The following is a 21,985-nucleotide window of genomic DNA, read 5'->3' as shown; positions in this document are numbered from 1 at the left end:
TTTAATTATTTATTGTAGATTTTCTTTAATTGTTTTCTCCAGATCTTCTTTGCTCATCTCACCGTCATTGAAATGGATTTTTGATCCGTTTTTGTAGAACAATGTTACCGGAATATTTCCATCCCAGTCTTTTTCAAATCTTGGAATCCATGTGTTCATCCTTTTAATATCATCTAACAAAAGTACTTCAGCAGTCAGATTTTTATTTTTAATAAATTTCAAGACTCTTTCTTGATCCGCCAGTCTGTCCAACGAGACCAGAATCATCTTATACTTCTCATTATCTGCATACTTACTATTTACCTCCATAAAATGAGGAAGTTCTTTTACGCATGGACCACAGGTTGTAGACCAGAAGTTGACCACAAGCAATTTATCTTTTTCCTGCTGAATTCTCTTCTCGATATCTTCATATTTTACTACAGAAACCTCTGTCTGCTGAGCTTTAAAAACCGTACAGAATAAAAACAGGGTTAATATTTTTATTATATTTTTCATTATCAAGACACAAACAACTACAATCCAACAATATACAAAAATAAAATTCATACAATTGATCATTTTTTTTAAAAAATCCTATTTATTTGGCCATTAATTCATTTTTTTGATATTTTTACATCGTTAAATCAAAATCATGAAAAAATTTTATTTACTATTGCCAGTTTTCTTTTTGGCATCATGTACAAGCAGCAGCGATGATGATACATCATCTAACAACAACGGTAATAATAATGATAACAGCCCGGTTTTAGTAACCAAAATGGTTGCTGACGGAGATACATCAACGTTTACCTACAATGGTTCAAAAATTTCCCAGATTAAAAACATCAGCACTGGTGAAGTTACTCTTTTCAGCTATTCGGGAGATTTGATTACCCAGCAGGTAACAACGGGTTCAAGCACAAGCTATAAAACGACATATACTTATGATGGAAGCAGCAGATTGAGCAAAAAAGTATATAGTGAAACTTCCCTTTCTTCCGGAAAGGTTTCTACAGTGGAAACCAATTATAATTATCTTTCAGGTAATAGTGTAAAAATTACCTATACGGCAAACTTTACCGGATCTTCGTCTATAAGAACAGGCAGCAAAACCGCAACATTAAATGCTGATGGTTCGCTTAGCAGCTGGACAGAAACAGCATCCGTACCTAATAATACAGGAGGTTTTTATAGTGGAACAGGTGCTTTACAGCCTATTGTATATGATACCAAGAATGTACCTTTCAAGAATATAACAGGTTTTTTAAAAATTATTGATACCGAAGATGAAAGCGGGTCTGCACACAATATACTAAGTTATAATTATGTTCTTAATTATAACGATGGAGCAGGAAGTGCTGAGTGGACAATCTTTAAATCCACTTACGAATATAATAACAGCGGATACCCAACAAAAAATGTCAAAACATACTATAATAAGACAGGAGCGGGGGTAACGAATAGTGAATTGATTACCTATGAATACAATCATTTATAATAAAGAGAGCCGACAAGGCTCTTTTTTTTTGCAGATATGTTAATTTTTTCACAAGCATTAGAATTATATAGATGATTTTTATATATTTGATTTGAATCAAACTAAAAATACCATGAAAAAATCAAACAATCAGAAAAAACTGACTAAAAAGGCATTGAAAAACATTACAGGAGGAAATGGACCAGGGATATGCTGGGAAGGCCTTTGCAGGGTAAGAGGAACAGATGATGAATATACCATAGGACCTTTAGACAGCACCGGATTTTGCTGCTAATCCAATACACTAAAAACAATAACCAAAATCAAATCATCATGAAAAAATCAAACATTCAAAAAAGAAAACTGACAAAAAGTGAGTTAAAAGAAATTACAGGAAGTGGCAGAGTATGCTGGGATGGATTCTGCCGCAGAGGCGAATTTGAAGAATGGCAGCTAGGTGCTGGTGACAAAAATGGCTATTGCTGTTAGGATCACATACACTTTGTTAGATCAATAAGGATTGAGGCAGCCCTCAATCTTTTTTTATAAAATAGATTTTCGATTTGAAAAGTTAACAATTTGACTCACAATATTTTGAACATAATAAAATAACTTGTAAATTAGCTTTTACCAAATTAAAATTATTATGAAAAATTTAAAAAATCAGAAAAGAAAATTGAGTAAAATTGAGCTGAAAGAAATCAGCGGCGGAGCAAACAGGCCAGTATGCCCAAGAGTAATCAGCTGTACAGATCCTCATACCGGAGAAGAACGATATGGTGTTCCCGGGATGCAGGATGGATTCTGCTGCTAACACAAAACAACTGTAAAAAAATGATTGGATTAACCTCCAATCATTTTTTTTATCGCATTCAGCTTCATCAAAGCTTCAATAGGTGTTAAAGTATTGATATCTATTTTCGTCAGTTCTTCCCGGATATTCTCAAGAACAGGATCATCCAATTGGAAGAAAGAAAGCTGCATATTTTCTTCTGTCACTCTTTTAATGCTTTCTGAAGTACTTCCACTTCCCTGAGTTCTGCTCGCTTCAAGTGTTTTAAGAATTTCATTGGCCCTGTTTACCACTTTGACAGGCATTCCGGCCAGTTTTGCAACGTGGATACCGAAACTGTGTTCGCTTCCGCCCGGAACAAGCTTTCTCAGGAAAATGATATTTCCTTTGTTTTCCTGAATAGAAACGTGGAAATTTTTCACCCTTTCGAAATTGACGGTCATTTCGTTCAATTCGTGATAGTGCGTAGCAAATAATGTTTTTGCCTGCGTTGGATGCTGATGAAGATATTCTGCAATCGCCCATGCAATAGAAACTCCGTCATAAGTAGAAGTTCCACGGCCGATTTCATCTAATAAGATCAGGCTTCGTTCTGAAATATTGTTCAGAATATTGGCTGCCTCGTTCATTTCTACCATGAAAGTAGATTCTCCGGCAGAAATATTATCGGTAGCTCCTACCCTTGTAAAGATTTTATCCAGCATCCCGATCTCCGCATGTTTTGCAGGGACAAAACTTCCAATCTGTGCCAAAAGACATACAATAGCCGTCTGACGCAGAATTGCCGATTTACCGGCCATGTTAGGCCCTGTTACCATAATAATCTGCTGCGAATCCTTATCCAGGAAGATATCATTCGGGATATATTTTTCTCCTAACGGAAGTGCATTTTCAATGATCGGGTGTCTTGCTTCTTTTAAATCGATAGCATAACCGTCATTCAAAACGGGCTTTGTATAACTCTCAGATACAGCAAGTTCAGACAATCCTGCAGCCACATCAAGTTGGGCAATGATATTGGAATTCCCCTGGATCTGATCAATATAAACCATTGTTTCCCCACATACATTTCTGTACAGGGATGTTTCCAGAACGCCTATTTTTTCTTCGGCGCCAAGGATTTGGTTTTCGTATTCTTTCAGCTCTTCGGTAATGTATCTTTCAGCATTCACTAAGGTTTGCTTTCTTACCCAGTCATCCGGAACTTTATCTTTATGGGTATTTCGGACTTCAATATAATATCCGAAAACGTTGTTAAAATCAATTTTAAGGCTGGTAATCCCAGTTCTTTCAATTTCCCTCTGACACATTTCATCCAGGAAACCACGTCCTTTACTCTGAAGATTTCTCAGTCTGTCAAGCTCTTCTGAAACTCCTTCTTTAATGATATTTCCTTTCGCAATACTTACCGGCAGTTCTTCATTAAGGTGATTTTGCAAAAATTTAATCAGTTCTTCCAGATCAAATAAAGGCTCTAACCACTCCAAAACAGCTGCATGAGGATGCAATAAAGCTTTGATTTTATGAATATTAATTAAACTCTGACGTAAATATCCCAGTTCTTTAGGTGAAATTTTTTCTGCAGCCAGTTTTCCCATCAACCGGTCAAGATCAGAAATGGATTTCAGAAGCTGGCAGATTTCATATTTCAGTGCATCGTTTTCATTTAAGAAATCAATCAGAGATAGTCTTCTCATGATCTCATCCACAGATTTTAAAGGAAGAATAATTCTTCTTCTCAACAATCTTCCTCCCATCGGAGTAGATGTTTTATCAATGATATCAAGCAGAGATTTTCCCTGTGGATTGCTTGGATAAACAATTTCAAGGTTTCTCAGGGTAAAATTATCCATCATCAGATAATCTTCCTGCGGAATGATCTGCAGTTTCGTAATATGAGCCAGCAGATTATGATGGGTATCTTCTACAAGATAAGCAAAAATAGCTCCTGCTGCTGTAATGGCCAGCGGAAGACCTTCCACTCCAAAACCTTTTAAAGAATTGGTTTTAAAGTGATTTGTTAATTTTTCATAGGCAAAATTATATTGGAAGGCCCAGTCTTCAAGCTTAAAGGCATTTTTATTTTTAATCTGTTCTGGAATCTGTGTACTTCTCTGGAAAATAATCTCACTCGGATCAAAGGTATTTACAATGTGTAAAAGCTTTTCCAGGTTTCCTTCGCTTACCAGAAACTCTCCTGTGGAAATATCAACTAAAGCAATTCCGTACTTCTCTTTTTCCTTGTGTAATGAAAGCAGGAAGTTATTCTTTTTGGAATTCAAAACCTGGTCATTGAAAGTAACACCAGGCGTAACCAGTTCAGTAACACCACGTTTTACAATTCCTTTCACCATTTTCGGATCTTCCAGCTGATCACAGATCGCAACTCTCATTCCCGCTCTTACCAGTTTTGGAAGATAAGAGTCTATTGAATGGTGTGGAAATCCTGCAAGTTCTACACTGCCTTCTCCATTATTTCTTTTGGTAAGGACAATTCCTAAGATCTGGGATGTTTTCACAGCATCCTGCCCAAAAGTTTCATAAAAGTCCCCTACCCTGAAAAGCAATAGCGCATCCGGATATTTACCCTTGATGGTATTGTACTGAGTCATTAATGGAGTTTCCTTCTTCGTTTTTGCCATAGTAAAAAATGAGCCCCAAATTTAAAAAAATAAATTCAGGGTAAGAGAATTGTTTAGGGGTTAATCTTCTATACTTTTCTTTATCAGTAATTAATCGTATTTTTCAGCCATCAAATCACATTATTCATGGAATTTCCTGTTTTAGAGACTGAAAGGCTTATTTTGCGTCAGCTTACTTTTAATGATACCCAAGATCTTTTTGAATACTTTTCTCTGGATGAAGTTATGGAATATTATGATCTGGATACCTTCAAGACGGAAGACGACTCCCGTCGCATCATCCAGCATTTTAACAGTGAATTCGAAAAGGGAAAAGGCTTCAGATGGGCTCTGGAACTGAAATCCACCGCAAAAGTTATTGGAACCTGCGGCTATCACAACTGGTACAGGGAACATTTCAGAGCAGAAATCGGCTATGAACTCAATCCCAAATTCTGGCAGCAATCCTATATGAAAGAAGCCATTCTTCCTATTTTAACCTACGGATTTGAAACAATGAGGCTTCACCGTGTAGATGCTTTCATAGACCCTTCCAATATTTCTTCTGAAAGACTGTTGACTTCTTTAAATTTCAGCAAAGAAGGGACGTTGAAAGATTATTTCTTTGAAAAAGGGAAATTCGTAGATGCAACCATCTTCGGGCTTATCAATAAATAAGTTCAAAAATTTAACGCTAGGAAGCAAAGAAAATTGATATTGATGCTTCTTATTTTCGTTCGCACAGGCTTTCATTTAGCAATTGAATTGCTTTTCTCGCTGAATGAAATGCCTTTGCGAACCTTTATAAACAGATAAGCATTAAACTAGCGTTCAATGCGTTAAAATTATCTAAACTCTAATTCTTATCATTTAGAAAGATGCTTTTCCAAAGCCTCGGAACTTTTCTTGTAGGCCCATTTCTGCTTATAATTCACCCATTTGGCTTTGAAAAGCTTACGCATTAGTTTATCCGTGTACCTCATAATGAAAACATGATAGAGCATACTGGCAAAGACATTGGGTTTATTGGGAAGAGCTCTCAGTGAAAGAGAAAAACCTGGTTCCAGATATCTGTTGAAGTGCCAGAATGCCCCGGGAATAAAAAGGGCATCACCATGCTCCATGAAGATTTCGTATCCTTTGGCATATTTCAGCGCCGGAAACTTCTCATAATCCGGATTTTCATAATCAACCTCGTAAATGGTATGAACGGATAAAGGAACTTTATATAAAAAGGGCGACTGCTTCTGATCAAATAATAAAATCCTTTTCTTTCCTTCGAAATGGATATGCATAAAATCACCCAGATCCACATCATAATGCATTAAAACATGGGCCTCACTTCCACCGAAGAATAATGTGGGCAGTCTTTTAAAAAATTTTATTCCAAGATCAGGGTAAGTAAAGTTTTTCAGCAGCTCAGGAAGCCTGTCTGTAATGATATAGAAAAAAATTCGCAGATCAGAAGGCTTGCTTTTGATGGTGTCAATATAGTCCTTCATTTTCATACGGGTAACCGGAGCATCAGAACTTTTTGCAGCATCTGCGGGTTTATTATCATACAACGGAACTTCCTGATCTCCTGCTTTTTCTTTGATGTAGGCAAGATTCCATTTGTCAAAAGCCTCCCACCGGCTGGCAAAATTCTTAATCAAAAGAGGTTTTTGCTTTTTAAAATAATTTTTCTGAAAATCTTCTTTACTGATATCATTTACAATATCTACGTTTTCGAGGATCATGTATTTTGTATTTAATGCGAACTAAAAATAGTGTTTTTTTGAAACGTGAGAAAATTAAGATTAAAAAGGCTGGAAGCTGGAAGATCGATGCCGGAAGTTAATATTTGTCTGCAAACCTTTATACATCATTGCTTAAAAGATTTTTTATGGAAAACTCAAACTTCTTCTTTGGCTTCCATAACTTCTCACTTCCGTCTTCAGACTTCCTTACTTAATTAGCAGAGCTCAGATGAAAAAATTATATTTGTAGTAATAAGCGAGTTTATGAGAGTCTATAATACCAAACATTTCATTAAAATCCTTTTCAGTTTACACAAAAGTGATACTTTAAAAATTCTTTTCCCGAGTATGATTCTTGTAGGGTTATATTCCTGGGGAATTCAGTATCTGGAAGTTGAATATCTGCACCTTACCACAAAATCAGGAGTGAGTAATGTAGGTATGATTCATTCTCTGCTGGGTTTTGTGCTTTCACTTTTGCTGGTTTTCAGAACGAATACTGCCTATGACAGATGGTGGGAAGGTCGAAAACTTTGGGGAAAACTGGTGAATGATACCAGAAACTTTGCCATAAAAATCAATACGATTCTTGGCGATAACCGCCAGGATGCTGAGCAGATTGCTAGATATTTAAAATATTTCCCGCACTTTTTAGCCAAACACCTTTCCAAGGAATCTACAAGGCTGGCTTTGGATGAAGATTATTCTGAAATTGAAAATTCGTTGAAAAACCATGGACCAAGTGAAATTGTTATTCTATTAAGCCATAAACTGAATCAATTAAAAAAAGAAGGAAAAGTTTCTGAAGTTGAAATGCTGTATTTAGATACCCAGCTTTCCGGCTTTCTGGATGTATGTGGAGGTTGTGAAAGAATCAAAAACACACCGATTCCTTATTCCTATTCTTCTTTCATCAAGAAATTTATTATTCTGTATGTTTTTGCGCTTCCTATTGCTTACGTTATTACAATAGGGCTTTTTATGATTCCGCTTACTGTTTTTGTGTATTATGTATTGATGAGCCTTGAACTTATTGCAGAAGAAATTGAAGACCCGTTCAATAATGATGAAAATGATATTCCTATGGAAACCTTAGCTCAGAACATTGAGAAAAATGTACAGCAGATTATGATCAGAAAATAAAAAATCAAGCTTTTAAAGCTTGATTTCTTTAAGTTCGCCATCCTGTTTTATCTCTACAAATTTGCTTTCCCTGTTGGCAGCAGAATATCCGTAGAAAAAGGTACTGTATATAGGAGTGGAATACAGATAAGCTCCATAGCCGTTATAAGCATCTGAGGTTCCTGTCTGCTGCTGATAACTTGCCGTTGCAGTAAAGTTGACAATGGTTTCAAGATAATATTTCCCGGGTTTGAGTTTTTCAAATTTAAATCTCCCATGGTCATCGGTTAAAGCTTCCACTCTGTATTTAAAAGCCTCTTCTGACATATATACGGTGGTCTTTTTATTTTCATATTTTCTTCTCATGTCATAAAATTCCTGGAAATAAGGAGTAACAGGAAAAAGCATGACAACCGTACCTTTGGGAGCATAATGCTTTTCTCCAAGTAACGGTTTGATTCCCCAGTTGTTTTTTTGTTTGGTAGAAGCCACTCCTTCAATGGTAGAGTTTCCAAATCCAAGCATGTCTCTTGCGAGCTTTTTATCAAAAAAAGCTTGAGGATAATAAGTATTTTGTGCTTCCAGGTAAATAAATCCCCATATTAATATGAATAATGTGAATAATTTTTTCATAGTATATTTTTGAGTCAAATATAAGTATTTTACTATTTTTGAATTAAAAATAGCTATGAAGTACATGTTTCTATTGTTTTTTTCCACTGCTGTCCTGATCACGGCACAGAAACCTTGTGGATATAAAGACGGATTACAGGAAGGAGCCTGTAAAGAATTTTATGACAATGGCCAGGTAAAAAATACTGTGGAATGGAAAAAAGGGAAACTGGATGGCGATGCTGTTTTTTATTATGATAACGGAAAAGTGCAGTCGAAAGGAGAATATAAAAAAGGATACAAAGTAAAAGAATGGTCGTATTTTGATAAAAATGGAGTTCTTACTTCCAAGGAAGTTTTCAGAAATGGAGAGAAGAATATTTATGATAACAGCCTTACCGCTACTTTTTATTCTCCTGCAGGTAAAATAACTGAAATTTCCAATTACAAATTCAATAAATTACAGGGAGAAAGCAAGACCTTTCATGAAGATGGAAAATCAATAAAAGATATTGGCCAGTATGACAACGGGCTGGCTACCGGAAAATGGAAAGTCTTTTATCCATCTGGAAAATTACAGCGTGAAACTGAACTTGCCAACGATAAAAGAAACGGCAACAGAGTTCATTACCGTGAAGACGGAAGCATAGAAAAAACAGAGGTCTATAAAGACGGAAAATTAATCTCAACAAAATAATACAATTGGTACAGAAACTAAAACTGGAAGAACTTAACAGAATAGATGTAGAAACATTTAAGAAGGTTGAAAAAATTCCGTTGGTCATCATTTTAGATAATATCAGAAGTATGCACAATGTAGGTGCAGCCTTCAGAACGGCAGATGCCTTCTTAATTGAAAAAATAATCCTTTGCGGAATCACCCCGCAGCCACCTCACCGAGAGATTCATAAAGCGGCATTGGGAGCAACGGAAAGTGTAGACTGGTCTCATGACGCAGATACCAACAACGCGATTGCTGATCTGAAAAGCAAAGGATACGAAATCATCGGGATCGAGCAGACTACCGATAGTCAGCTTATTACAGATTTCACCATCGACAGATCAAAAAAATATGCCTTAATTTTAGGAAACGAAGTAGAAGGAATCAGTGATGAAGTACTTCCGAATATTGACGTATTTTTAGAAATTCCTCAGCTTGGAACGAAGCATTCTCTTAATGTAAGTGTGTGCGCCGGAATTGTGATGTGGGAATTTGCAAAAGCATTAAAATAAAAAAACTGCATATGTCCTTAGTAGACAGTGCAGTTTGAAATAAATCTAATAAAAAGTAAAAATGAAAGGCGACAAAGGTACTTTATTTTTTTTTACAAACAAATTTTGACGGCATTTTTTTTGTTTCATCTTAAAAAAAGTAAGGTTTTCAGAAAAAGTTTCGTTTAATTTTTTATAAATTAGCACAATGTTTATCAAGGACTATATCTCAAAAGACTTTCCATGTTTTAGCCTGTCTGACTCCATAGAGTCGGCCAGAAACCTGTTGGAAGACTTCGGATATTCTCATGTTTTCATCAAAAAATCTCATCACTTCTTCGGAGCCATTGCCATGGACTTCCTGTATGAAGAAGATGGAGGAATACTGAAGGATCTGGAACACCAGATTGAACGGTTTGCAATTCTGGAGGACAACAATGTCATGGACAGCATCCGCCTGTTTTATACTTTCAGCTCCAATGTGATTCCGGTGATTAATAAAAATGAAAAATATCTGGGGTATATTACCTGTGAAGATGTTTTTCAGGACCTTTCCCGTTATCCTTTATTTTCAGAAACAGGAGCTATTCTTACCGTAGAAACTCCGGCCAGAAAATATTCAATGACGGAAATTACCAACATCGTCGAAAGCAACAATTCGAAGTTTTACGGAGGATTTATAAGCTTTATGTCTGAAGAGGTAGTTCAGGTCACCATAAAGATCAGCAATGAAAATCTGGCCTCGATAGACGCTACTTTTGACCGGTATGACTACAGAATCGTTGAAAAATATTATTCTGATGAGAAAACCGATCTGTTTAAAGACCGTTATGGTTTTTTACAAAAATTCATAGAAATATAACATGAAGGCAGCCATATATTCTCAGAAAAAAGATCTTGATACTTTTTTATATTTAAGCAAGTTTATCTCTGAACTTGAAGCAAGAGGTGTAAAATCTGTTCTGTATGATGAAATGGCTGAAGCACTTCAGTTTTCAAAAATATTCGAAACTTTCAATTCCAAACAGGATCTTCTGGATAAGGAAGTGGATCTGTTTTTCACGTTTGGTGGAGACGGAACCATTGTCAACTCTCTGACATTTATTGAAGATCTTGAAATTCCGGTGGTTGGAGTGAATACAGGAAGGCTTGGATTTTTAGCTTTTTTCACGAAAGAAGAAGCCTTTAAGGAACTGGATTCCATCTTAAAAGGAAATGTAAAAACAAGCCGCCGTTCTGTAATTGAAGTGGTTTCTCCAAAACTGGAGGGAGTTTTTCCTTACGCATTAAACGACGTTACCGTTTCCCGAAAAGAAACCACCTCCATGATTACCGTTGACTCTTATATCAATGACGAATTTTTGAATGTATTCTGGGGTGACGGCGTGATCATTTCAACACCTACAGGTTCTACCGCCTACTCTCTGAGCTGCGGAGGCCCTATCATTTCTCCCAATAACGAAAATTTTGTCATTACTCCAATTGCTCCTCACAATCTGAATGTGAGGCCGCTGGTTGTGAATGATAAAGTAGAAATAAAATTCAGGGTGGAAAGCCGCGTACCGCAATACTCTCTTTCCTTAGATTCCCGACTGATACATATAGAAACCGACAAGGAAATCATCATTAAAAAGGCAAAATTCCAGCTTCTTCTGGTGCAGCCCAACAGTTTGAGTTTCTATGAAACCATCCGTCAGAAGCTCCTTTGGGGCAGAGATAAAAGAAACTAGTAATTTCTTAAAAATGATTACCTTTACACGAAATTAAAACACCTAATAAATTTATAATAAAAAGTAAAACATGAGCAGAATTTTTCCGGCAGGAGTTGCCACAGGTCAGTTAGTTACTGATATCTTTCAGTATGCTAAAGAAAACAAATTTGCATTACCTGCAGTAAACGTAATTGGATCAAGCAACGTAAACGCTACAATGGAAACTGCAGCGAAATTAAACGCTCCTGTAATTATTCAGTTTTCAAATGGAGGAGCTGCTTTCAATGCAGGGAAAGGATTAAGCAATGACGGACAAAAGTCTGCAATCTTAGGAGCAATTGCTGGAGCAAAACATATTCACACTCTTGCAGAAGCTTACGGAGCAACGGTAATTCTACACACAGACCACTGTGCAAAGAAATTACTTCCTTGGATCGACGGATTGATGGATGCTAACGAAGAATTCTTCAAGCAGACAGGAAAATCTCTTTACTCTTCTCACATGTTAGACCTTTCTGAAGAGTCTTTAGAAGAAAACCTTGAAATTTCTGCTAAATATTTCGAAAGAATGGCTAAGCTTCAGATGACTCTTGAAGTAGAAATCGGGGTAACAGGAGGTGAAGAAGATGGTGTTGACAACTCAGACGTTGATAACTCAAAATTATATACTCAGCCTGAAGACGTAGCTTATACTTATGAAAAATTAAAAGCTATTTCTGATAACTTCACAATCGCGGCTGCTTTCGGTAACGTTCACGGAGTTTACAAGCCAGGTAACGTAGTTCTTACGCCGAAAATCCTTGACAATTCTCAGAAATATGTTCAGGAAAAATTCGGAACAGCTGCAAAACCTATCAACTTTGTATTCCACGGAGGTTCAGGATCTACTTTAGAGGAGATCAGAGAGGCTATCGACTACGGAGTTATCAAAATGAACATCGATACTGACCTTCAGTTTGCATACACAGAAGGCATCAGAGATTATATGATCAACAATATTGATTATTTAAGAGCTCAGATCGGAAATCCTGAAGGAGAAGAAAAACCTAACAAAAAATTCTATGACCCAAGAGTTTGGGTAAGAAAAGGTGAAGACACATTCTCTGCAAGATTGGTAAAAGCATTTGAAGATTTAAATAACGTAGATACTTTAAAATAAGAACTGTACATTTGTACCAATGTAAAAAGTATTCATAGGAATGCATTTACATTGGTACATTTTACATTTATACATTAATACAAGCAAAAATGGCATTCGACTGGTTTAAAAGAAAAGCAAAAAACATTACCACTTCTACTGATGAGAAAAAAGACGTTCCCAAAGGCCTTTGGCATCAGACTCCATCCGGAAAAGTAGTGGAACATGATGAACTAAAGAGAAATAACTATGTTTCTCCTGAAGACGGATTTCATGTAAGAATAGGAAGTGCAGAATTTTTTGACATCCTTTTTGACGGTGGTAAATTTACCGAACTGGATGCCAATGTTGAAAGTATTGATATCTTAAACTTCAAAGATACAAAGCCTTACAAAGACCGTTTGAAAGAAGTAAAAGCTAAAACAAAGCTTACAGATTCTATCAGAAACGCTGTAGGAACTGTAAAAGGAACTGAAATGGTAGTTTCTTGTATGGATTTTGCTTTCATTGGTGGATCTTTGGGTTCTGTAATGGGAGAAAAGATCAGAAGAGCAGTAGATTACTGTATTGCACACAAACTTCCGTATATGATTATCTGTCAGTCCGGAGGAGCAAGAATGCAGGAGGCTACTTACTCTTTGATGCAGCTGGCAAAAGTTCAGGCTAAATTAGCTCAGCTTTCTGAAGCTGGACTTTTATACATCGCTTATCTTTGTGATCCTACATTCGGAGGAATCACTGCTTCTTTCGCAATGACTGCTGATATCATTATGGCAGAACCGGGAGCACTGATTGGTTTCGCAGGACCAAGAGTAATCCGTGAAACAATCGGTAGAGACTTACCTGAAGGATTCCAGACATCAGAATTCTTACAGGAAAAAGGATTTGTAGATTTCATCGTAAAAAGAACTGAAATTCAGGATACTGTTGCCAAAACAGTTAATTTATTAGCTGTAAAAGCATAGTATCTGTAACAAAAACAATACAATCTCTCTCTAATTAGGGAGAGATTTTTATTTATGAGGACTTTTAAGATATTTTTCAATACCATCCGAAGCATGAGTTTCAAAAAGATTATCCGTCTTTTATCACTTGTCCTTCCTCATCCTCTTTTCGCTTTACTGAGTTTTTATGCAACAGTAAAAGCGTTTACCATTGCACAGAAAAAATTCCCTGCAACGGCCTCCAACAATGGAATTGGAAATGCTTTCAGACACGCGCTGTGGTGCTGCTTCATTATGATGTACTGCTGCAAGATCTCTTCCCCTAAAAAAGCGCTGGATTTTTGTAAAAGAATCACAGATATGCATGAAGAACTCTTCCCTAATGAGCCTTTGGAAACCAAAATGGATCTCCATAACAACAAAATCGGAATGGATTATTTTATGGAAATTTTACCCGGAATTCATCGCCAGTTCTTTGAAAAAAGCTTCTTTGTAAATGCTTTGATCAAAAAAATGGATGAAGCCAAAGTTCTGAAGAATCTTGATGATGATTTTAAAGGATATCTTGTTTATATGGAAGAGTAAATCATTTTAGTTTTAAACGCTAGAGAGCGTAAGGAAAATCTAAAAACTTAATGCATATTTTTTGTTCGCAAGGGCATTTCATTCAGCAATGCTCTTTAACTTAAATTCTCTTTGCTTAGTGCTAACGCCTTTGCGAACGAGAAAAATCATTTTCCCCATTATTTAGGAACTTTGTGAACAATGCGTTAACAATAAGCTTTAAGATTAGAGACCATCATCAGTTCTCTTTGGCACCGGAATAACAAAAGACTTTAGTTATTTTTGTGGTTTAAAGTATTTTTGATAAGTTTAAACAATTAAATCAATCAGATGGTTCTCAGCAGAATTTGGTCGGCTTTCATTATTATTGCCATTGCCATTGCCAGTATAAAATATGTTTCGTCAGGTAACTACAAAACCATTTTCAATGATATGGTGGTGGGAAAAGGAGGTGATACAGTGAAGATTGCATCACAACCTTTGAGCAGCCTCTCTCCTATTGTAAGAGACAGCCTGATGAAAAAGAATGATTTTGCAGACAACAGAATTCATTATAAAACTGATTCTTTAAAACAAAATGTAAATGTTTATCGTGTTCAGGAAGCCGATGGAGTTATCGGAACTTCAGAAACAGCCGTAAAGATCTGTCTTGGTCTTATCGGAATCATGACCTTGTTTATGGGATTCATGAGTATTGCTGAAAAAGCAGGAGGAATTAACCTTCTAAGCCGTTTGATTCAGCCATTTTTTTCAAAATTATTTCCGGAAATTCCTAAAAACCATCCTGCATTCGGACATATGCTAATGAATTTCAGTGCCAATCTTCTGGGATTGGATAATGCTGCCACTCCTTTTGGATTAAAAGCGATGGAAAGTCTCCAGACTTTAAATCCCAATAAAGATACTGCCAGCAATTCGCAGATTATGTTTCTGTGTCTTCATGCCGGAGGAATGACATTGATCCCGGTCTCGATTATTGCCATCAGAGCCTCTATGGGATCAAAGACCCCTACAGATATTTTCCTTCCTTGCATGATCGCCACTTTTGCGGCAACTTTAGCTGCGATGATTATTGTTTCTTTATACCAGAAAATCAATCTTCTTCGTCCGGTGGTAATAGCTTATGTAGGAGGAATTTCAGCAATTATTGCTTTATTGGTAGTATACCTTGTACAATTGAGTAAGGATGAACTGGATGACTTCAGTAAAGTATTAAGCAATGGTTTAATTCTGTTTATCTTCCTTGCGATTGTATTGGGAGCTGTTTATAAAAAAATTAACGTTTTTGATGCCTTTATTGAAGGCGCAAAAGAAGGCTTCACTACCTGTGTTAAAATTATTCCTTATCTGGTTGGAATGCTGATTGCGATTTCATTACTAAGAACTTCCGGTGTATTTGATGTGATTATTGACGGGATGAAATGGGTAGCCAACGTTGCCAATATGGATCCGAGATTTGTGGATGGACTTCCAACTGCATTGATCAAACCTTTATCCGGTTCAGGAGCCAGAGGAATGATGGTGGATACGATGGCCACATTTGGAGCAGATAGCTTCCAGGGAAAATTAGCGGCAGTACTTCAGGGAAGCTCAGATACGACGTTCTATGTAATTGCAGTATATTTTGGTGCCGTAGCCGTTAAGAATACAAGATACACGGTAATTGCCATGCTTCTGGCCGATTTAGTCGGCGTTATCACTGCCATTGCATTAGCTTACTTATTCTTTGCTTAATGAAATCTGCAGGTTGAGCAGATGCTATTAACTTTAAACATTAAACTTAAAACTTTAAATCCATTATGATCACAGATAAAGAATTCACCTTAAGACTCATCCGCCAATTAACTCAGGCATTAGAAAAATTGATTCTCGACAAACCTGAAGAAAGCTTAATGCAGAAAGAACTGGATTTTGATACGTTGATGAGAGACATTTTCAAGATGAGCTTCACAGAGGTTGCTTCTAAAACCAAGGAAGAAATGATCGCGATTGTGAATGAAAGACAGGAAAGAGATCACAAAGATTATTATGAAATGCTGGGAAATCTATTTTATTTCAACAGCAGACATGATCAGAACAAAGATTTTCAGGATAAAGCCAAGACATTCTACGAGCTTTATCTTCAGACCAGTGGTATTTTTGCACTACCCATTATCAACAGAATAAATGAATTAAAAAAAGCACTTGAATAAAGTGCTTTTGTATTTTTAGAATGTAATTTTATAAGTTCCGGTGGAAGAAGTATTGGCTTTTTCTGCTTTTACATATTTCTTAACCCAGGCCACAGACGTGGATGAGACACAAGGATCTGAAATCCCGCCGGCTCTTCTTGCGGATACTACATTCCCTGCTTTATCTACCGTATAAGCAATAGTAATTGATCCACTTGCTGTACAGCTGTGAGAAGGCTGTGCTCCTCCTCTTCCCATTGTTCCGGGAATATAGCCTACCAGTTTTCTGTCGATTCCAACTTTACTGTCTCCATTTCCATCTCCTCCTAAAGGATCTCCCGCATTTCCGATACCATCACCAGTTCCCTGGCTTCCGGCTTTGGTTCCTCTTCCTTTGATCAGGTTGCCTATGGCTGCGGTTCCTTTTCCGTCACCATTTCCTGTTTTTGAATTGGCAGTGGCCGCTCCAGATTTTTTAGTATTTTTAGAAGTACTTGTGCTGGTTGCTTCTTTTTTCTCAGCTTTTTTGGATTCCTCTTTTTTAGGAACAGTAGCTTTTGAATTATTTCCTGTAATAACTTTTTCCTTAACCTCTGTTTTCTTTGGTTCGGGAGTAGGAACTGGTTCTGGCTTTATAACTGTTTTTGTTTCCGGAACCGGAGTTTCTGCGGGCTCTGGTGTAACTTCTTCCGTTGCAGCGGCAAGACTTCCAGGCTGTTCAGCTGGTTCTTCAATCCCCTTTCCATTTCTGTTATCACCAAAATTAACCAGCATGGTAGTAACCACCTCAGGATCTTTATCCAGTTCAGGTTTTAATTTATACAAAAAAACAAAAAGCAGAATAGCAGCCCAGATGAGAATAGAAAGCAATGCGCTCTTTACTCTGTCTTTATTTTCTTCGTTTCTGTTTGCTGTATAGCTTTTCATCTTAAAACGTAATTCTTTCCGGAAATCCGGATATGTTATTTGTCTTTAACGGTTGCAATAGCAATATTAAATTTATGTTTCTCAGCAATTTCCATCACAAAAACAACATCTTTATGCAATGTGTTTTCATCAGCTCTGATCGTAAATGATTTATTGGTTTGGCTGGCTAATTTATCTACAATAATTTGCTCCAGTTCTCCTTTATTGGCAGGATTATCATCTACAAAAAATGAACCGTCCGGCTTGATGCTTACCGTTAAAGGGTTGGGAATATTATCATCAACTGCTCCGGCTTTCGGAAGATTCACATCAATAGCGCTTTGATTGGCAGCTGAAGAAGTGATCATAAAGAAAATCAGCATCAACAGGATAACGTCTGTCATCGCTGCTAAACTGAATTCCGGATTTGCTTTATTTCTTCTTTGAATTTTCATCGTAAGAAAGATTTATAAAGGTTTGTTGATAAGGTCTAAAAATTCTCCTGACATATTCTGAGCTTTCAGGACAAATTTATCAATCCTTGTCAATAGAATATTATAACAGAAGTTAGCAGGAATTGCTACAGCCAAACCTACAGCGGTCTGCCCTAAAGCGGTATAGATCCCCTCTGAAAGTGTTTTCGGCGAGAATGATCCTGTTGCGTGGGAAAGATTAAAGAAAGCAATAATCATCCCGATTACCGTACCTAAAAGTCCCAACATGGGTGCAATACTTGGTACTACAGCCAAAAGGTTCAGGTTTTTTTCCATATTGGCAACCTCTACCTGTGCCTGAGATTCCATAGCACTTACAATATCAGAAACAGGACGTCCTAATCTTGAAATTCCTTTTTCTAAAATTCTTCCTTCCGGAGAGTTCTGGGTTTTGCAGTAATCTGCTGCCGCCTCTATTTTTCCGGCCTTGATGAAGTCTTCGATATTGTTCATGAAGTTGGAATCTGTTTTTGATGTAAGCCTTTTGATAAAGAAAAATCTTTCAAAAAACAGGTATAGAGAAAACACTCCCAATAGTAATACAGTGACCATCACTATTTTAGCGAAAGCTCCTCCATGGAACATAATTTTCCAGAATGAGAACTCTAAGTTGTCTGCAGCAACTGCAGGGGTAGCGATTTGTGCAAATAAAATCTGAGAAAGTTCCGTTAACAGCATTAAATGTAAATTTTATTAAATTTCAACGACAAATGTAGGAGAATATTATGAATTGAACTCTTAAAAATTGCTTAAAAACAACTTAAATTTTGTTACAATTTTACAAATAGCAAATTTCTTTCCAAAAAATAATTTTGAAAAGAAATCTGGTACGAAAAAGATAGAAGCCTATGTTAGTCTTCTCCTACCTCAATTTCATCTTGCTTAAATTCACATTTTAATCTAAAGGGGATCGGTGTATCTGATCCGGTATAGAAATCATCAATGGTCCCTTTCCAGATGACCTGAAGCTCCCCTTCTTCATTTTTTTCAAAAAGAAGCTCGTTATCATAGATGTAGGCATCTTCGTCATCGAAAAGGTCTACTTCTGTATAGGTTTCTTCATCAGAGTCATTGATGATGATGGTTTTTCCTTCTATTTCCGCCGATTCAATAGGAAAATCAAAAACTTCAAGTGAAAGCTGCGGAAAGTTGTACTGTAATGAATCATCATCCACGTGATCCAAACTGTCATCCGTAATCACTTCAACCTCTAAAAAATGTTGCTGGTTGCTGTAAACTGCCTTACAATAAGTATTTCTGATATTGTATTTTAGCGTTTCGTCCGGATGGTAAATTTTTAAAATCCCTTTCATTTTTTCTTAAAAAAGAGCTGTAATAATATGATTGTTAAACGTTTTAGACAAAGATAAAAAATTGATTCAAAGTTGAAAGGATTTTGAAAATAATTTTTTAAAATCAATGCAAACAATAAGTCTGAATCTCCCAATAATACTTATTTTTGTTTTCATAAAGATTCTGAAAATGAAAAACATTTTATCAAAAAGTATTCTAGGATTAGGGTTGGTGATTGGGCTTACTTCCTGCAAAAAATCGGATTCTCCCCTTACAAAAGTGACTCCCAGCAATCTGGATTCTATCGCTTCCAACTATTATGAGCAGTATCTTAAACTATATCCTTTAGATGCTACCGCACAAGGAGATACAAGATATAATGATCAGCTTCCTATCAATATTGATAAAGATTTTATCTCAGGAGAAATTGCTTTCTACAATTCTGTGCAAAAACAACTGGAACATGTAGATTATAAAACCCTTTCTGACGAAGACAAAGTGGTCTATGATGTTTTGGATTATACTTTAAAAGATAAAACTGAGGCCTACGCCTATCATCCGGAATATATTCCTTTTACTCAATTTGGAGGACTTCCGTTAACGTTCCCATTGTATGGAAGCGGGCAGGGTAATCAACCTTTTAAAACAGAAAAAGACTATAGCGACTGGCTGAAAAGAATGGAAAAATTCCCGGAGTGGATGAATGCAGCGGCAGACAACTTCCGTGAGGGAATCAACAATAAGATAGTATTACCTAAAAAACTGGTTATCAAAATGATTCCTCAGATGAAAGCAGAGGAAATTACCACTTCTGACATGGAAAAGAATATTTTCTATGGTCCGATAAGAAATTTTCCGAAAAGCTTCTCTCAGGCTCAGAAAGAAAAATTTTCAGCACTTTATAAAGATGCTATTACCAAAAAGATCATTCCGGCTTATATTAAAATGGGAACATTTTTAGAAAAAGAGTACCTTCCGAAAGCAAGGGATACAGACGGATACAACAGTCTTCCTAACGGAAATGAGATCTACAACTATTATGTAAAAAGCTGGACAACCACTAAGAAATCTCCTGAAGAAATTAATAAGATCGGACTTCAGCAGGTAGCTATGCTTCGTGCAGAAATGGAAAAAGTAAAACAACAGGTAGGTTTTACGGGCACTCTTGAAGAATTTATCACTTTTGTAAAAACGGATCCAAAGGCAATGCCTTATAAAACATCTAAAGAGGTTTTAAATGCATTCAACGGGATCTTAACTAAAATCACTCCGAAGCTGAAAACAATGTTTAATGTAACGCCAAAAACGAAGTTTGAAATCAGACAGACGGAGAAATTCAGAGAGGCAAGTGCCAGCGCAGAATATATGCCGGGAACTCCGGATGGAAAAAGAGCAGGTATATTCTATGTTCCGCTTCCTGACCCTACTAAATTCAATGTTACTTCAGGAATGGAATCTCTTTTCCTTCATGAAGCCATCCCAGGGCATCATTATCAGGTTTCTTTGCAACAGGAGAACACAAAGCTTCCTAAATTTATGAGATTCGGATGGTTAGGAGCTTATGGTGAAGGGTGGGCTCATTATTGTGAGACATTAGGGCCTGAATTTGGGTTATACACAGATCCTTATCAAAAAATGGGTTACCTGAGTGATCAGATGCTGAGAGCTGTAAGACTGGTAGTAGATACAGGGCTTCATACAGGAAAAATGTCACGTGAAGAGGCTATCAAATACTTCTTAAGCAATATTTCTTACGACGAGGGATCTGCCACTGCAGAAGTAGAAAGATATATGGCAATGCCGGGACAGGCTTTAGGCTACAAAATAGGATCCTTAAGAATCCGTGAGCTGAGAGAAAAGTATCAGAAAGAACTTGGGAACAAATTCAAGCTGGCAAGCTTCCATGATGAAGTATTAAGCCAGGGATGTCTTCCTTTGGATGTTCTGAACAGAAAAATGGAGCTTTGGGCTAAAAAACAAAAATAGTTTCTTTTATGAGACTATTTTTATTTTTTACCGGTATTTTATTAGTGTTATTGAGCTGTCAAAAGAAGCACAATTTTGAAAATTTTACGGTTGACAAGAGCTTACCTGGCAATGATACTATTCTCCTTCTTTCCAAATATCCGGAACTGAAGCTTTATAACAGTGAAATTGTTGAAAGTGAAACAAGGACAGCACATATTGTTCAGGCTGCAAGTTACTCAGATGGCTTTCGTAAAGGAACATTTTTATTCGATGATTATAAATGCAAAGCTCAGTATCAGAATGATACTCTTACCATCAAACTGAATAACAATAACGGATATTTTGGAAACGGAATTTTGATTAAGGTGTTTAAAAACCACTTTTACATCAAAGATATTGATCCAAAAACCTTAAAAGGTGAGGAAAAATTCATAAAATCTAAAGTTTTTAGTCAGAAACTGATTCTAAATAGTAAACAATTCACCAAAAATGATAGCATTTATGGCTTTATAGATTATAAATGCAGTATTGACAGTTTGGTTGATAAACACTTTAAAGGATATTTTAAAACCATAATACAATAAAAATTGATATGATCACAGAAAGCCTCAAATCTCTTTACAACAGAGATTTAAATAAATTAAAAACAGAGCTAGAAGCCTATCAAAACGAAGAAAATCTTTGGAAAGTTGATAAAAACATAGCCAATTCTGCGGGCAACCTGGTTCTTCATCTGGTTGGAAACCTCAACCATTTTATAGGAACGCACCTTGGAAACACAGGATATGTAAGACAGCGTGACCTGGAGTTTTCATTAAAAGATGTTCCAAGAGCTGAACTTATTGAAAAAATAGAGGCAACTACAACAATGATAGATTCTACTCTTTCTCAATTATCAGAAGACGACCTGAAAAAAGAATACCCACTGGTTGTTTTTGAAAACAAAATGACTACAGATTACTTCCTGATTCATCTGATTGCTCATCTGGATTATCATTTGGGACAGATTAATTACCACAGAAGGTTGTTGGAATATTAAATCATTTCCTTTATCTCACATGATGTTTTTAAACCATGTCAAGGTCCAGAACCTTGACATGGTTTATTTAGCGACCACAAAGTAATTGTTGCGTTTTCTATCAGTTCGCATAGATCTTTCACTCTGTCAGGGCAATATTGCTTTTGCTAAACGAAGTGTCTTCACGAGCTATCCCAGCGTGGTTTTTATAAAGTCTTA

26 protein-coding genes are annotated in these 21,985 nt (G+C 36.5%); 18 read left to right on the top strand and 8 right to left on the bottom strand.

The genetic code is table 11. The features are described 5' to 3' along the window. Window positions 1-9: 9 nt before the first annotated feature. On the bottom strand, window positions 10-498 hold the full coding sequence (locus A1704_RS09950; RefSeq protein ID WP_062672935.1) for a TlpA family protein disulfide reductase: 489 nt from the start codon (window positions 496-498) through the stop codon (window positions 10-12). A 136-nt stretch (window positions 499-634) separates the two neighbouring features. Between A1704_RS09950 and A1704_RS09945 the strand changes: the two genes are divergently transcribed. From A1704_RS09945 to A1704_RS24455, 4 genes are all read left to right on the top strand, one after another. Beyond that, on the top strand, window positions 635-1,480 hold the full coding sequence (locus A1704_RS09945; RefSeq protein ID WP_062672933.1) for a hypothetical protein: 846 nt from the start codon (window positions 635-637) through the stop codon (window positions 1,478-1,480). Between the two features lie 112 nt (window positions 1,481-1,592). Further along, window positions 1,593-1,754 (top strand): bacteriocin, encoded by a 162-nt coding sequence (locus A1704_RS24195; protein WP_117753098.1) that lies wholly within the window; start codon window positions 1,593-1,595, stop codon window positions 1,752-1,754. Between the two features lie 38 nt (window positions 1,755-1,792). Further along, window positions 1,793-1,948, top strand: a complete 156-nt coding sequence (locus A1704_RS24460) for a hypothetical protein (RefSeq protein ID WP_156106405.1) — start codon at window positions 1,793-1,795, stop codon at window positions 1,946-1,948. Window positions 1,949-2,105: 157 nt separating this feature from the next. Then, complete coding sequence (locus tag A1704_RS24455) at window positions 2,106-2,273, top strand: hypothetical protein (RefSeq protein ID WP_157885766.1); 168 nt, start codon at window positions 2,106-2,108, stop codon at window positions 2,271-2,273. Between the two features lie 29 nt (window positions 2,274-2,302). On the opposite strand, the gene mutS is transcribed toward A1704_RS24455, so the two are convergent. Continuing rightward, window positions 2,303-4,894 (bottom strand): DNA mismatch repair protein MutS, encoded by a 2,592-nt coding sequence (gene mutS, locus A1704_RS09935; protein ID WP_062672931.1) that lies wholly within the window; start codon window positions 4,892-4,894, stop codon window positions 2,303-2,305. Between the two features lie 126 nt (window positions 4,895-5,020). Here mutS and A1704_RS09930 point away from each other — a divergent pair, with 126 nt between their 5' ends. Further along, window positions 5,021-5,551, top strand: coding sequence for a GNAT family N-acetyltransferase (locus tag A1704_RS09930; RefSeq protein WP_062672929.1), 531 nt, complete (start codon window positions 5,021-5,023; stop codon window positions 5,549-5,551). Between the two features lie 188 nt (window positions 5,552-5,739). Here the strand turns inward: A1704_RS09930 and A1704_RS09925 are convergent, their stop codons facing one another. Then, window positions 5,740-6,612: a cupin-like domain-containing protein gene (locus A1704_RS09925; RefSeq protein ID WP_062672926.1), complete on the bottom strand. Its 873-nt coding sequence runs from the start codon at window positions 6,610-6,612 to the stop codon at window positions 5,740-5,742. Between the two features lie 264 nt (window positions 6,613-6,876). Between A1704_RS09925 and A1704_RS09920 the strand changes: the two genes are divergently transcribed. Further along, on the top strand, window positions 6,877-7,755 hold the full coding sequence (locus A1704_RS09920) for a bestrophin family protein (protein ID WP_062672924.1): 879 nt from the start codon (window positions 6,877-6,879) through the stop codon (window positions 7,753-7,755). Between the two features lie 12 nt (window positions 7,756-7,767). Here A1704_RS09920 and A1704_RS09915 read toward each other — a convergent pair whose 3' ends face one another. Then, window positions 7,768-8,367, bottom strand: coding sequence for a hypothetical protein (locus A1704_RS09915; protein WP_238590600.1), 600 nt, complete (start codon window positions 8,365-8,367; stop codon window positions 7,768-7,770). A 55-nt stretch (window positions 8,368-8,422) separates the two neighbouring features. Here A1704_RS09915 and A1704_RS09910 point away from each other — a divergent pair, with 55 nt between their 5' ends. From A1704_RS09910 to A1704_RS09870, 9 genes are all read left to right on the top strand, one after another. Further along, window positions 8,423-9,043: a toxin-antitoxin system YwqK family antitoxin gene (locus A1704_RS09910; RefSeq protein ID WP_062672921.1), complete on the top strand. Its 621-nt coding sequence runs from the start codon at window positions 8,423-8,425 to the stop codon at window positions 9,041-9,043. Between the two features lie 5 nt (window positions 9,044-9,048). Further along, entirely contained in the window at window positions 9,049-9,579 is a 531-nt protein-coding gene (locus A1704_RS09905) for an RNA methyltransferase (protein WP_062672919.1), read from the top strand. A 187-nt stretch (window positions 9,580-9,766) separates the two neighbouring features. Further along, window positions 9,767-10,420: a CBS domain-containing protein gene (locus tag A1704_RS09900; protein ID WP_062672917.1), complete on the top strand. Its 654-nt coding sequence runs from the start codon at window positions 9,767-9,769 to the stop codon at window positions 10,418-10,420. Between the two features lies 1 nt (window position 10,421). After that, window positions 10,422-11,288: an NAD kinase gene (locus A1704_RS09895; RefSeq protein ID WP_062672914.1), complete on the top strand. Its 867-nt coding sequence runs from the start codon at window positions 10,422-10,424 to the stop codon at window positions 11,286-11,288. A gap of 70 nt (window positions 11,289-11,358) precedes the next feature. Continuing rightward, a complete protein-coding gene (gene fbaA, locus A1704_RS09890; RefSeq protein WP_062672913.1) occupies window positions 11,359-12,429 on the top strand; it encodes a class II fructose-bisphosphate aldolase in 1,071 nt (356 codons plus the stop codon). A gap of 89 nt (window positions 12,430-12,518) precedes the next feature. Continuing rightward, on the top strand, window positions 12,519-13,373 hold the full coding sequence (gene accD, locus A1704_RS09885; RefSeq protein WP_002982142.1) for an acetyl-CoA carboxylase, carboxyltransferase subunit beta: 855 nt from the start codon (window positions 12,519-12,521) through the stop codon (window positions 13,371-13,373). Between the two features lie 54 nt (window positions 13,374-13,427). Then, the gene (locus tag A1704_RS09880) at window positions 13,428-13,937 is read left to right on the top strand and encodes a DUF6973 domain-containing protein (RefSeq protein ID WP_062672912.1); all 510 of its coding nucleotides are present in this window, start codon (window positions 13,428-13,430) and stop codon (window positions 13,935-13,937) included. A 309-nt stretch (window positions 13,938-14,246) separates the two neighbouring features. Further along, complete coding sequence (locus tag A1704_RS09875) at window positions 14,247-15,650, top strand: nucleoside recognition domain-containing protein (protein ID WP_062672911.1); 1,404 nt, start codon at window positions 14,247-14,249, stop codon at window positions 15,648-15,650. Between the two features lie 65 nt (window positions 15,651-15,715). Then, window positions 15,716-16,108: a hypothetical protein gene (locus A1704_RS09870; RefSeq protein ID WP_062672909.1), complete on the top strand. Its 393-nt coding sequence runs from the start codon at window positions 15,716-15,718 to the stop codon at window positions 16,106-16,108. 15 nt (window positions 16,109-16,123) lie between these two features. On the opposite strand, the gene A1704_RS09865 is transcribed toward A1704_RS09870, so the two are convergent. The 4 genes from A1704_RS09865 to A1704_RS09850 form a co-directional block, all read right to left on the bottom strand. Beyond that, window positions 16,124-17,014: a hypothetical protein gene (locus tag A1704_RS09865; protein ID WP_062672907.1), complete on the bottom strand. Its 891-nt coding sequence runs from the start codon at window positions 17,012-17,014 to the stop codon at window positions 16,124-16,126. A gap of 35 nt (window positions 17,015-17,049) precedes the next feature. Then, a complete protein-coding gene (locus tag A1704_RS09860) occupies window positions 17,050-17,448 on the bottom strand; it encodes an ExbD/TolR family protein (RefSeq protein WP_062672905.1) in 399 nt (132 codons plus the stop codon). Window positions 17,449-17,460: 12 nt separating this feature from the next. Beyond that, on the bottom strand, window positions 17,461-18,165 hold the full coding sequence (locus tag A1704_RS09855) for a MotA/TolQ/ExbB proton channel family protein (RefSeq protein WP_047426580.1): 705 nt from the start codon (window positions 18,163-18,165) through the stop codon (window positions 17,461-17,463). A gap of 173 nt (window positions 18,166-18,338) precedes the next feature. Beyond that, window positions 18,339-18,800 (bottom strand): hypothetical protein, encoded by a 462-nt coding sequence (locus A1704_RS09850; RefSeq protein ID WP_062672903.1) that lies wholly within the window; start codon window positions 18,798-18,800, stop codon window positions 18,339-18,341. Window positions 18,801-18,969: 169 nt separating this feature from the next. Here A1704_RS09850 and A1704_RS09845 point away from each other — a divergent pair, with 169 nt between their 5' ends. From A1704_RS09845 to A1704_RS09835, 3 genes are read left to right on the top strand one after another with little or no spacing between them, the layout of a single operon-like run. Further along, window positions 18,970-20,766, top strand: a complete 1,797-nt coding sequence (locus tag A1704_RS09845; protein WP_062672901.1) for a DUF885 domain-containing protein — start codon at window positions 18,970-18,972, stop codon at window positions 20,764-20,766. Window positions 20,767-20,774: 8 nt separating this feature from the next. Then, window positions 20,775-21,332: a hypothetical protein gene (locus A1704_RS09840; protein ID WP_062672900.1), complete on the top strand. Its 558-nt coding sequence runs from the start codon at window positions 20,775-20,777 to the stop codon at window positions 21,330-21,332. A gap of 8 nt (window positions 21,333-21,340) precedes the next feature. Next, entirely contained in the window at window positions 21,341-21,787 is a 447-nt protein-coding gene (locus A1704_RS09835) for a DinB family protein (protein ID WP_174525194.1), read from the top strand. Window positions 21,788-21,985 lie beyond the last annotated feature (198 nt).

The sequence above is a fragment of the Chryseobacterium cucumeris genome, from assembly GCF_001593385.1.
In the GTDB taxonomy this organism is placed as follows: domain Bacteria; phylum Bacteroidota; class Bacteroidia; order Flavobacteriales; family Weeksellaceae; genus Chryseobacterium; species Chryseobacterium cucumeris.
This window is presented reverse-complemented; position numbering and strand designations above follow the sequence as displayed.

Coding starts and splice junctions, on each gene's coding strand:
- A1704_RS09950 (WP_062672935.1), bottom strand. CDS start 498: ATGAAAAATATAATAAAAATATTAACCCTGTTTTTATTCTGTACGGTT.
- A1704_RS09945 (WP_062672933.1), top strand. CDS start 635: ATGAAAAAATTTTATTTACTATTGCCAGTTTTCTTTTTGGCATCATGT.
- A1704_RS24195 (WP_117753098.1), top strand. CDS start 1,593: ATGAAAAAATCAAACAATCAGAAAAAACTGACTAAAAAGGCATTGAAA.
- A1704_RS24460 (WP_156106405.1), top strand. CDS start 1,793: ATGAAAAAATCAAACATTCAAAAAAGAAAACTGACAAAAAGTGAGTTA.
- A1704_RS24455 (WP_157885766.1), top strand. CDS start 2,106: ATGAAAAATTTAAAAAATCAGAAAAGAAAATTGAGTAAAATTGAGCTG.
- mutS (WP_062672931.1), bottom strand. CDS start 4,894: ATGGCAAAAACGAAGAAGGAAACTCCATTAATGACTCAGTACAATACC.
- A1704_RS09930 (WP_062672929.1), top strand. CDS start 5,021: ATGGAATTTCCTGTTTTAGAGACTGAAAGGCTTATTTTGCGTCAGCTT.
- A1704_RS09925 (WP_062672926.1), bottom strand. CDS start 6,612: ATGATCCTCGAAAACGTAGATATTGTAAATGATATCAGTAAAGAAGAT.
- A1704_RS09920 (WP_062672924.1), top strand. CDS start 6,877: ATGAGAGTCTATAATACCAAACATTTCATTAAAATCCTTTTCAGTTTA.
- A1704_RS09915 (WP_238590600.1), bottom strand. CDS start 8,367: ATGAAAAAATTATTCACATTATTCATATTAATATGGGGATTTATTTAC.
- A1704_RS09910 (WP_062672921.1), top strand. CDS start 8,423: ATGAAGTACATGTTTCTATTGTTTTTTTCCACTGCTGTCCTGATCACG.
- A1704_RS09900 (WP_062672917.1), top strand. CDS start 9,767: ATGTTTATCAAGGACTATATCTCAAAAGACTTTCCATGTTTTAGCCTG.
- A1704_RS09895 (WP_062672914.1), top strand. CDS start 10,422: ATGAAGGCAGCCATATATTCTCAGAAAAAAGATCTTGATACTTTTTTA.
- fbaA (WP_062672913.1), top strand. CDS start 11,359: ATGAGCAGAATTTTTCCGGCAGGAGTTGCCACAGGTCAGTTAGTTACT.
- accD (WP_002982142.1), top strand. CDS start 12,519: ATGGCATTCGACTGGTTTAAAAGAAAAGCAAAAAACATTACCACTTCT.
- A1704_RS09880 (WP_062672912.1), top strand. CDS start 13,428: ATGAGGACTTTTAAGATATTTTTCAATACCATCCGAAGCATGAGTTTC.
- A1704_RS09875 (WP_062672911.1), top strand. CDS start 14,247: ATGGTTCTCAGCAGAATTTGGTCGGCTTTCATTATTATTGCCATTGCC.
- A1704_RS09870 (WP_062672909.1), top strand. CDS start 15,716: ATGATCACAGATAAAGAATTCACCTTAAGACTCATCCGCCAATTAACT.
- A1704_RS09865 (WP_062672907.1), bottom strand. CDS start 17,014: ATGAAAAGCTATACAGCAAACAGAAACGAAGAAAATAAAGACAGAGTA.
- A1704_RS09860 (WP_062672905.1), bottom strand. CDS start 17,448: ATGAAAATTCAAAGAAGAAATAAAGCAAATCCGGAATTCAGTTTAGCA.
- A1704_RS09855 (WP_047426580.1), bottom strand. CDS start 18,165: ATGCTGTTAACGGAACTTTCTCAGATTTTATTTGCACAAATCGCTACC.
- A1704_RS09850 (WP_062672903.1), bottom strand. CDS start 18,800: ATGAAAGGGATTTTAAAAATTTACCATCCGGACGAAACGCTAAAATAC.
- A1704_RS09845 (WP_062672901.1), top strand. CDS start 18,970: ATGAAAAACATTTTATCAAAAAGTATTCTAGGATTAGGGTTGGTGATT.
- A1704_RS09840 (WP_062672900.1), top strand. CDS start 20,775: ATGAGACTATTTTTATTTTTTACCGGTATTTTATTAGTGTTATTGAGC.
- A1704_RS09835 (WP_174525194.1), top strand. CDS start 21,341: ATGATCACAGAAAGCCTCAAATCTCTTTACAACAGAGATTTAAATAAA.